Below are 9,356 nucleotides of genomic sequence, written 5' to 3'. Positions count from 1 at the left end.
TATTATTATCAATATTTTGGATATAATCACCAATTATCTGTACTAATATACATTTTCCCCAAACACACCCTGAAAAAAGAGGTGAATAGAATACCGTTTGCCTCACTTATCGAAGGCGAATTACCGTGAAAAAAATGATTATTTTATTTTTATTCTTTTCCGGGAATATTTCATTTTCGGAAAATCATCGATATGAATACTGGACTTCCTATACTGTTGATGATGGTCTTTACAATAATGTTGTTTCTTCGATTGCAATAGATTTGGACAATATTAAATGGGTTGGTCATTATATTGGTTATCCAGGAATTTCAATATATGATGACAAAAAATGGTCTGTGTTTTATCAATACTATGGAAGAGAAGATTATCATTTAGGAAGAGTAATTGCAGTTGATAAAAACAATGTCAAATGGTTCAGTAATCGTGGAAATCTTGTCAGTTACGATTTCAAATACAATGCTCAAGATTATATGGTAAGGGCTTTTTTAGAAGAACATAACGGTTTTCCATTGTTCGGTGTGAATGATTGGATAGCAGGCGGTGATATTGTTAGAATTATTATCGATGATGACAATACAATATATGTGTTAGGAAGCGGGGAATCCTTTCATTCTATTAGACCATATATCGCACAGTACGATGGTAAAAATACCATAAAAAGATATCCTCTCGAATTCGACTCAATTGATTTTGTATTGTATGATGATAATCATATAATATATATAACGAGGCTGAATGCTTATAGAACTATACTATTAAATGTTTTCACAGGTGGTTACGATTATGATTTCAATAACTCGATTAAGCTGAATACCGATGATATCCCTTTCCATAATAACTATTTAAGCTGTCTGTCTTTGGACAAAAATAAAGTTATATGGGTTGGATATAAAGGTGGTGTGGCGGCATATGACGGCGCAGCATGGACAAACTACACACCGGATAACAGCGGAATACCAAGCAAGAATATCTACACAATTGCAGTCGACTACAACAACACAAAGTGGATCGGCACCGACGCCGGTGTCTGTCGCTTCGACGGCGAAACCTGGACAACATTCAACACGGAAAACAGCGGTTTGCCGGATAATTCCATCAATGCAATCGCATTTGAAAAGAACAATACCATCTGGATCGGAACAAACAACGGAATTGCAAAATACTCCGGTGAACTCATCCCGGTTTCGGTAGAAGAAAACACAACACCCCAACAATTTCCGGTAATCCGTTCCTACCCCAATCCCTTCAACCCCTCGACAACCATCGAATTCATCCTGCCGGAAGCCGGTGCTACATCCCTCGGCATCTACAACATATCGGGGCAGAAAGTCCGCATAATCGTTACGGAGTTCCTGACAGCGGGACGGCACACCGTCGTATGGGATGGTAAAGACGACACCGGAGTGACAGCTTCGACGGGCATCTACTTCGCCCGGCTTACCTGCGGCGGGCGGACTGTGACAGGAAAGATGGTGATGGTAAAGTAAAGCCGGTGGAGAATCAGACCTCTATCGTGGAGAGCATGGTTACACATACAGGCTCTTGCATCCCCTGCATGCTTCGGGAACCTCGCGGCTTCGCAGCTTCCGGCGGGCATCGATATATCCGGGGCCGTTCCAGATATCACGCAGGCTGGCATCCCTGAGGCTGCCAAACGCCGCCTTGGCATCACAGCAGGCGATAACGCTCATATCGGGATGCAGCTCGGCGGAAACATACAGATTCAGACAGCTCTTACCGGTGAGTTCCGGCTTTTTCCCGACCGGCCGGTCGCCGGATTTGTGTTCCCTCAATCCCGGGAACTTCAGCCGCAGGATGACCCCCAGCTCATCGGCAAGTTTCCGCGCCTCGGCAATCGACTGCCGCGCCCGGTCGGCGTGATGGCCAATGAGGTCTTCGTCTTTTATATACGGCGTATTGTATCCCCAACCCTCGCCTGCAGAAAGCGATTCGATGCCGTTTTCATGACAGTACCTGACGAGCTTGGGCAATTCCTCGATATTGAACCCGAAAAACGCCGACGAGATATTGAGAATGGGCGTCTTCGATTTATGCTCACGTTTGATTTCGTTGAGGCTGCGGATGTTTTCGGTCACCTTTTCGATTGTGCCGCCGCGCCGCATGTGACGGTAGAGCTCCGAATCGACTGCATCGATGGACAGGCTCACCTGAATGCAGTTCTTGATCAGTTTCTCCGCGATATCGGGAGTGAGCAGGTAGCCGTTGGTGATGACCGTGTAGGGAATGCCGCGCTCGTTGAGGAGATCGATGAGCTCATGTATCTCCGTGTAGAAAAACGGCTCGCCGCCATGAAGCCGCACGAGGCTCAGGTAACGGGCGTTTTCCGTGAGCAGCTTCGCAAACGTTTCGTAATCGATGCTCTGGGGATTTTTGTATGGGTTGTTGTCGCCGGGTGCGTTTTTCTGGCACATTATGCACGAGTAATTGCACCGGAAGGTCAGGTTCACGATGAGGAGCGGCGGAGCAGCCGTTGAGCGGTCGCGTTTAAGCAGGTACGACACGAGCGCCACCGCGATGGCATACAGTTTGAAGAAGGTCAGCTTTGGAAACAGGGCGAGGATATAGTGGAGTCTCGATTTAATAAACGCCCAGTTGAACATCTGCATGAACGGATACTCCTTGCGATATTTCGTATTAACTGCGGTTCATACAATAATATACGATTATACCGACCTGATAGCAATAACACACACCCTTTATCCGAGTCAAAAAAATGTACACGGCCGAAAAAATTATAACATGCTCGAATAATTGTGCTACATCGTTGAACGGTTTGCCAATCAATCATTCAAATCCGCGTAAATCCGTCCGATCCGCGCAAATTCGCGTTCTATTAAAATGTATGAACAGATCGGGTTACAGCTTGTGGTATGCATCCCGGAGAATCTCGATGTTTTTTATGTTCTCCGGAATTTCGGCGCTCGGCAGTGTCGTCACCGCATCGGCCTTGGCAAAGCCGTAGAATCCGAACTGCGCGGGATCGATCGTTTTCCACATCGACGCGTCATGGTCTTTCCAGCCGCAGAGATTCTGAACGATCAGGGTATGGGGGCCGACCTGTTTTTTGAGCCATTCGAGATGTTCGAGGTCGGGCGCCTCGTTCAGAATCCAGTCCACTTCCCTGAGAAGACGGTGACCGCTCCAGAGCGGATACTCGGTCTTGAGAATGGGGTGATTCGTCCAGAGAATCACCGGGCGTGTCGCGCGGACAACCCATGTGATATGCCGCCATGCACGGTCTATTGCCCGACGGTCGAATTCGAGCACCGTTTCTTCCGGGGGTGTTCCCGAATCGGGAAACCGCTCGCCGATGAGCTGACGGTACATTTCCTTTTCGCAGTCGAGCCAGGCCTTATGGTCGGTCGGACGGACCCAGTCGATCATGAAGCCGTCCACCCCGGTCTTTTTAAGCGTGTCCTCGACCGAACGGCAGAAATAGTCGAGATATTCGAGGGTAAACGGAATCTTGATGTAACCGGCATCGGCGCCGTGAACGAGACCCGGATTCCGCTGTTCCCAGAAGGGATTCGCGCCGAGCGTGAAATACCCCATGACCTTCATGCCCGCCTTGTGGCCGAAATTCACCATATCACCGAGAAAATCGGGGCATTTCAGACCTGGATTCACCGGAGCGACCTCGCTCGGATACCACGCATAGCCGTTGTAGCTGACACAGAAGGTCTGGATGGTATTCGCCCCGAGGTCCTGATACCACTTCACATGCTCAGCCGGGTCGGCATGCGCGTACATGCCGGGAGGCGAAGCGCCCTCAGTCCCCCAGTTGAAATCGATGCAGAATGCCTTGACCGGTTTTTTTCCCGATGATTTCCCGGGTTCGCCGGACGAACACGAAGACATGCTTATCCCCGATACGGCAGAAGCAGTAACCGCGCCGGCCGTGGCAAGGCTGCGAACTGCAAACTGACGTCTGCTTATCGGAACTCCTTTCACGACCCGTCTGACAGTCATAACCGACCTCCTTTTATGACAAACAAATCCGTGTACATCCGCAAAAACCGCTAAAATCCGCATTCCATCAAATCATTTGAACAGACAGGAGTGCTTACAATCCGTGTTTCATGAGCAGTTCCGTGTTCCCGATGATCTCACGGCAGGGACCGTCCACAGCGATACTCCCATTGTGGAGAAGCACGACCCGTTCTGTGCAGTTGCAGATAAACTCGAGGTCATGGGACGCTATCAGTTTCGTGCACGTGAGATTACGCAGAACCGCCGTGAGCTCCCGTTTTGCGCGGGGATCGAGGCCTGCGGAAGGTTCGTCCATTACGATGATCTCGGGCGACATTGCGAGGACGGTTGCGATTGCCGCCCGCTGCATCTCACCGCCGGAAAGATGATAGGAAATCCTATCATCGAATCCGGAAAGCCCAACCATGCCGAGCGCATGTTCTGCCGCTTTAAGGGCGTCTTGCCTCGGAAGTCCCGTATTCAGGGGGCCGAACGCCACATCCTCGATGACTTTCGACATGAAAAGCTGGTCGCGTGGGTCGTTGAACACAAATCCCACCTTGCGGCGGATTTCCCTGAGATTCTGTTTTGTCACGGGAATGCCGTCAACCGTTATCCGGGCGTCCGGGCCGAGGATGCCGACAATATTCATGAACAGGGTCGATTTACCGGAGCCGTTATGACCGATGATGCCGACAGATTCGCCCGCTTCGATTGAAAGCGTTACATGCGAGAGGGCAACGGTACCGTCCTCATAGATATGCGAAAAGTCGTTTATGGCGATTGCGGGCTCAGGCATACAATCCTCTTCCGGCAATAATTCCCAGTATGGTCACTCCGAGAAAAATCCCGGAATACACCATATCACGAACGGTAATACGCATGATTGCGGGTGTCGCCAGTGTACCTGTATACCCCCTGAGCAGCATTGCCTGGTAGAGCCGATCGGCATGCTCGAAGCTCCTGATGAACAATGAACCGACAATACCGCCGGCGGCATGGAGCATGCTCAACCCGTTGCGCCCGGAACTCCTGAGGTCACGGGCAAGCTTCATGTGCGTTGTCTCATCGATGACGATGAACAGGTAACGGTACATGAACGACATCACCGCGACGAGCTTCGAGGGCAGGCCGAGCGCTCCCGCAGCCCGCATGAGGTCTCCGAATCGTGTCGAGGATACGAGCAGAATAGTGGCAAAAAAGCATAAAAGGGCTCTCAGACCGAGACTGGCGAACCGGACAAGTCCGGTGACAGTTACCTGCGCATCGACCGGCCCGATGGTGATGTGCCAGAGAACAGGCCCCGGTGTCATGAAAGGCACAAACAACGAAACGGCAAGAGCAAACGGCATGATGGTGAGGGATCGGATGAGAACATACATGACAGGCACCCGTGACACGAGAATCACCACGCTCAGGAGGCAGGCGTACATGCCGAAGGACACAAAATACCCATCGGGCGTGAGAACCACCATGAATATGAATAAAAGTGATGTAATCAGTTTCGCCCGTGGATCCATGGAATGAACAGGGCTCGAGAGACCCGCGATATGATCGATATGGGTATGGTGCATTATGAATTCTCAGCGGCTGATAATTATAGTTAAAAGAGTTATTTTTCTATCACAGTTTTTTGACAGTTCCATTCATACGTGAGAATATAACATTATCGCCTGCATCTGACCGTTGTCATGAGAACTTCTGGGGGCATCAATGTCTTTTTCCTCTCAGGATAATCCTGCCGACCAGCACGACAAAACCGAATGTCGCCAGAACCCCGATAATGCCCGCAAGACCGTTCGACCAGAATCCCTTAATCCCCGGGACAGTGTAATCTCTCAGAAATGAATATACCGGGTCTTTTACCCGGGTGATGAATCCAAGGTCATCCGCTACCCGTTCGAGACCGTCGGGCCTTGTCGAGGCAAACCAGGACACAACTCCCGCGATTCCCAGAGAGATGGCAAGAATCACCACGACAAAACGCTTCATGGCTTCGCTCCATTCATGATGCGGATAAGGCCGGGCTTGACCGATATGATGAACCTGAGGGCAACCACGGTGACAATCCCTTCGAATACACCGATAATGGCGTGTATTCCCGCCATTCCGGTAAGGACGATACCAAGAGGGCTCGTACCCGAAAGGGCAAGCTCAAATGCGCAGAAAACGGCCGCACCGACGACGGAAATCCATGCTGCGACGGCAACCGAGAGATACAGTACCCGTGAGCCGAGCCGACGTCCGGCGCCGATTATCAGTCCCGCAAGAAAACACCCGAGAATGCCCATGTTGAAAACATTCGCTCCGAGAGCATCGAGCCCGCCGTCCTGAAAGAGAAGCGCCTGCATGAGCACCACGGCGGTCATAACCACCATGGCCGGCCACATGCCGAAAACGGCAACCGCAAGCGCCGCGCCGATGAGATGACCCGATGTCCCGCCTGCTACCGGGAAATTCACCATCTGCGCAGCAAATATGAACGCCGCGAGCACACCCATGACCGGTACCCGGCGCTCGTCTATCTCCTCCCCGGATTTTTTCATGGCATACCCCACAGAGGCCGCAGAGATTACGCCCATGGAAATCCATACTTCAGGCTTTAGAAATCCCGGCGGAATATGCATGAAAAAACCTTTCGGAAAAAGATGGCAACTGTATGCGGCAAGAGACAGCATTACTTAGACTGCCCGATATTTATCCGGTATTCGCAGAGAAAAAGCGGACAATTAATACGCGAAAAAAAGTCTTAATGTGAATTGTCTTCCACAAGCCCGGTAATGACGAGTTTGCCGTGTTTGACACCCCGAACGCTGATAATCCGGTCGGAAAAAGCCCGTATTTCCTTGCCGCATCCCTTTACGAGCATGACCTCCAGGCATGAATTGTGGGTAAGATGAACATGCATGCTCGAAATGATCAGGTCATGGTGTTCATGGGCTATGTCGGTGAGACGGTCGCCGATTTCACGGGTGTTGTGATCGTATACGATGGTGATGGTGCCTATGGAAGCACGGGCGTCCGTTGAACTTTCCCATTCCGCCTCGACAAGTTTGTTTCGAATCAGGTCCCGAATCGCTTCCGAACGGTTGGTGTATCCTTTTTTCAGGATAAGATCATCGAACTTTTCAAGGAGGTTGGCGCCGATCGATACACCGAACCTCTGAAGATCATGCTCGGTCATTATACTGTTCCCCCGCTGGTGTTACTATTTTTGTGAAATATAACACTATCCGTGCTTGTCTGCAAGAATATTCTCGTACTCTGAAATGGTGTATTTATAAAATTTCACAGTAAAGAAATCACGGTGGCGTAGCCATGAATTCGGCGAAAAGCCAACGCCTTTGGCGGTGGATAGTCGAATTCAAGTGATTTCTTTAATTACTGTTAAGAGAAGAGTACAACAAATATTTTCATGAATACCCGCAATGACTATAGATAATCACAACGAAGGATAAGAAAAGAATGCAGGCTGCATATGGATCCCCGATTAATGATTCGGGAATGACGGCGTTACAGGGACTCCCGACACCATGCCGTGGCTTCAGCGCCGGGAACCGCAGATGCATTTTCAGATTAAAATTCGGGTTATCACATTTTGAAGATAATCGGTTGGAATCGTTCTGCCGGACAGATTTTCCACAAACAACCGGAGAGCTGCCCATATACTATATTCTATCATCCTTGGGCTCAACATGGATGGTAACAAACGCGGCGTTTTTTACCACACGGCGGATGGCATTCTCAACTTTATGAGCAATATTATGCCCCGCGCGAACTGACAGCTCCGGATCGACCTGCACATGGGCATCCACGGTAACATACCTGCCGAGCGACCGTGTCCGGACATGGTGGAATCCCCTGATCCCCTCGACCTGCTTGATAGCCGTTTCGAGCGTATCCCGGACATCGGTGGAGAGGGACTCATCGGAAAGCTCCCTGAATGCGCTCCAGCAGATGTCCACACCGACTTTCATGATAAGAAAGCTCACGAAAACGGCAGCAACAGGGTCGAGAACAGTCCAGTGTTCTCCCAGAACGATCGCCCCGCCGATTCCCAGCACCGTGCCTACGGACGAAAAGGCATCGGAACGGTGATGCCATGCATTCGCCTCAATAGACCGTGAGCCGACACGGCGTGCCACAAAACGGGTATACCAGAACAGGCCCTCTTTCGACAGGATGGATACAATTCCCATGACGAGAGCAATCACTCCCGGCATTACGGGGGATACTCCACCGAAAAAATGAATTATTGCATGGCCGCCGTTCCTGAAAATTCCAAATCCGGTAATAATGATGACAAGCCCCATGATTAAGGATATCACGGTTTCCACACGGCCGTGACCATATGCATGGGAACTGTCCGGCGGCTTCGACAGAAACTTGAGACCGATAATAACGCCGATATCGGTCAGGAAATCCGACGCCGAATGTATCGCATCGGCGATCATGGCCGCCGAAGACCCGAAAATTCCACCGAATAACTTGAGAATAATGAGCAATACATTTATAACCATACCGACCACGGTGACTCGTATACCCGACCGGTACATATCCTCGGAGAGAGTCACATCGGAACCTTTTTCCAGAATTTGAGAAACCATCAAACTGACCTTTGGGGATAATATTATTCTCAAACGTATTAAAATTATAAATGGAACGCGGGTATTCGCGGATTACAAGTAGGAGCAATTCATGAACTGCCCCGACAAGACAAACACACATATTTAAAGGCTGTAAAAACTCAATTTAATATATTTTTCAGGATGTATGGGTTTTTTTGTTGAAAATTGTATGAATATTTTCCCTTTGATGAGCATGAAACTCAAACTCCAAATGAATGCGCACCATTAAAAAAAAGCGTCCTCTTTCGAGGACGCTTCATTTTTATAACCCGGCAACTACCTACTCTCCCACAAGGTCTCCCAAGCAGTACCATCGGCGCAAGTGGACTTAACTTCTCTGTTCGGAATGGGAAGAGGTGTATCCCCACCGCAATCATCACCGTAGTTAATATCTTTTTTGAAAACGATGATGTAGTCGTGTATCTCTTATAAAGTCAATATATCTGTCTTCTGGCAAGAGATCTTTTTTAAAATTAACGGTCAAGTCGATCGGACTATTAGTACCGCTCGGCTGAATACATCACTGTACTTACACCTGCGGCCTATCAACCACGTAGTCTTCATGGGTCCTGATGGGGAAATCTCATCTTGGAGTGGGCTTCCCACTTAGATGCTTTCAGCGGTTATCCCTTCCGAACATAGCTACCCAGCAGTGCCCCTGGCGGGACAACTGGCACACTAGAGGTTCGTCCATCCCGGTCTTCTCATACTAGGGACAGCTCTCCTCAAATTTCC

Annotated in this window: 9 protein-coding genes and 2 rRNA genes; 1 reads left to right on the top strand and 10 read right to left on the bottom strand. The window is 49.6% G+C overall.

From position 1 onward, the window contains the following. Positions 1–134 precede the first annotated feature (134 nt). Positions 135–1,490, top strand: a complete 1,356-nt coding sequence (locus tag LLG96_14385; GenBank protein ID MCE5251397.1) for a T9SS type A sorting domain-containing protein — start codon at positions 135–137, stop codon at positions 1,488–1,490. 39 nt (positions 1,491–1,529) lie between these two features. On the opposite strand, the gene LLG96_14380 is transcribed toward LLG96_14385, so the two are convergent. The 10 genes from LLG96_14380 to LLG96_14335 all read right to left on the bottom strand — a co-directional run. After that, the gene (locus LLG96_14380; protein ID MCE5251396.1) at positions 1,530–2,630 is read right to left on the bottom strand and encodes a radical SAM protein; all 1,101 of its coding nucleotides are present in this window, start codon (positions 2,628–2,630) and stop codon (positions 1,530–1,532) included. A 250-nt stretch (positions 2,631–2,880) separates the two neighbouring features. Beyond that, the gene (locus LLG96_14375) at positions 2,881–3,993 is read right to left on the bottom strand and encodes a hypothetical protein (protein ID MCE5251395.1); all 1,113 of its coding nucleotides are present in this window, start codon (positions 3,991–3,993) and stop codon (positions 2,881–2,883) included. A gap of 94 nt (positions 3,994–4,087) precedes the next feature. Then, complete coding sequence (locus tag LLG96_14370) at positions 4,088–4,792, bottom strand: energy-coupling factor ABC transporter ATP-binding protein (GenBank protein MCE5251394.1); 705 nt, start codon at positions 4,790–4,792, stop codon at positions 4,088–4,090. Further along, positions 4,785–5,567: a cobalt ECF transporter T component CbiQ gene (gene cbiQ, locus LLG96_14365; GenBank protein MCE5251393.1), complete on the bottom strand. Its 783-nt coding sequence runs from the start codon at positions 5,565–5,567 to the stop codon at positions 4,785–4,787. The genes LLG96_14370 and cbiQ overlap by 8 nt, the downstream gene beginning before the upstream one ends. Positions 5,568–5,703: 136 nt before the next feature. Beyond that, on the bottom strand, positions 5,704–5,985 hold the full coding sequence (locus tag LLG96_14360; GenBank protein ID MCE5251392.1) for a PDGLE domain-containing protein: 282 nt from the start codon (positions 5,983–5,985) through the stop codon (positions 5,704–5,706). Further along, a complete protein-coding gene (locus LLG96_14355; protein MCE5251391.1) occupies positions 5,982–6,620 on the bottom strand; it encodes an energy-coupling factor ABC transporter permease in 639 nt (212 codons plus the stop codon). Before LLG96_14355 ends, LLG96_14360 begins: the two co-directional genes overlap by 4 nt. A gap of 122 nt (positions 6,621–6,742) precedes the next feature. Further along, complete coding sequence (nikR, locus tag LLG96_14350) at positions 6,743–7,177, bottom strand: nickel-responsive transcriptional regulator NikR (GenBank protein MCE5251390.1); 435 nt, start codon at positions 7,175–7,177, stop codon at positions 6,743–6,745. Between the two features lie 484 nt (positions 7,178–7,661). Beyond that, positions 7,662–8,600, bottom strand: a complete 939-nt coding sequence (locus LLG96_14345; GenBank protein MCE5251389.1) for a cation diffusion facilitator family transporter — start codon at positions 8,598–8,600, stop codon at positions 7,662–7,664. Positions 8,601–8,888: 288 nt separating this feature from the next. Then, positions 8,889–9,005: ribosomal RNA gene (rrf, locus tag LLG96_14340) — 5S ribosomal RNA — on the bottom strand. A 92-nt stretch (positions 9,006–9,097) separates the two neighbouring features. Next, positions 9,098–9,356, bottom strand: a 23S ribosomal RNA gene (locus LLG96_14335); the annotation flags it as partial.

It is taken from the genome of bacterium (assembly GCA_021372535.1).
Classification (GTDB): Bacteria; Latescibacterota; Latescibacteria; order Latescibacterales; family Latescibacteraceae; genus JAFGMP01.
Note: the sequence above shows the minus strand (reverse complement) of the source record. Positions and strands in the feature narration are given on the sequence as shown.

Excerpts from the sequence above, each read along its gene's own strand:
- LLG96_14385 (MCE5251397.1), top strand. The coding sequence starts at position 135 with ATGATTATTTTATTTTTATTCTTTTCCGGGAATATTTCATTTTCGGAA.
- LLG96_14380 (MCE5251396.1), bottom strand. The coding sequence starts at position 2,630 with ATGCAGATGTTCAACTGGGCGTTTATTAAATCGAGACTCCACTATATC.
- LLG96_14375 (MCE5251395.1), bottom strand. The coding sequence starts at position 3,993 with ATGACTGTCAGACGGGTCGTGAAAGGAGTTCCGATAAGCAGACGTCAG.
- LLG96_14370 (MCE5251394.1), bottom strand. The coding sequence starts at position 4,792 with ATGCCTGAGCCCGCAATCGCCATAAACGACTTTTCGCATATCTATGAG.
- cbiQ (MCE5251393.1), bottom strand. The coding sequence starts at position 5,567 with ATGCACCATACCCATATCGATCATATCGCGGGTCTCTCGAGCCCTGTT.
- LLG96_14360 (MCE5251392.1), bottom strand. The coding sequence starts at position 5,985 with ATGAAGCGTTTTGTCGTGGTGATTCTTGCCATCTCTCTGGGAATCGCG.
- LLG96_14355 (MCE5251391.1), bottom strand. The coding sequence starts at position 6,620 with ATGCATATTCCGCCGGGATTTCTAAAGCCTGAAGTATGGATTTCCATG.
- nikR (MCE5251390.1), bottom strand. The coding sequence starts at position 7,177 with ATGACCGAGCATGATCTTCAGAGGTTCGGTGTATCGATCGGCGCCAAC.
- LLG96_14345 (MCE5251389.1), bottom strand. The coding sequence starts at position 8,600 with ATGGTTTCTCAAATTCTGGAAAAAGGTTCCGATGTGACTCTCTCCGAG.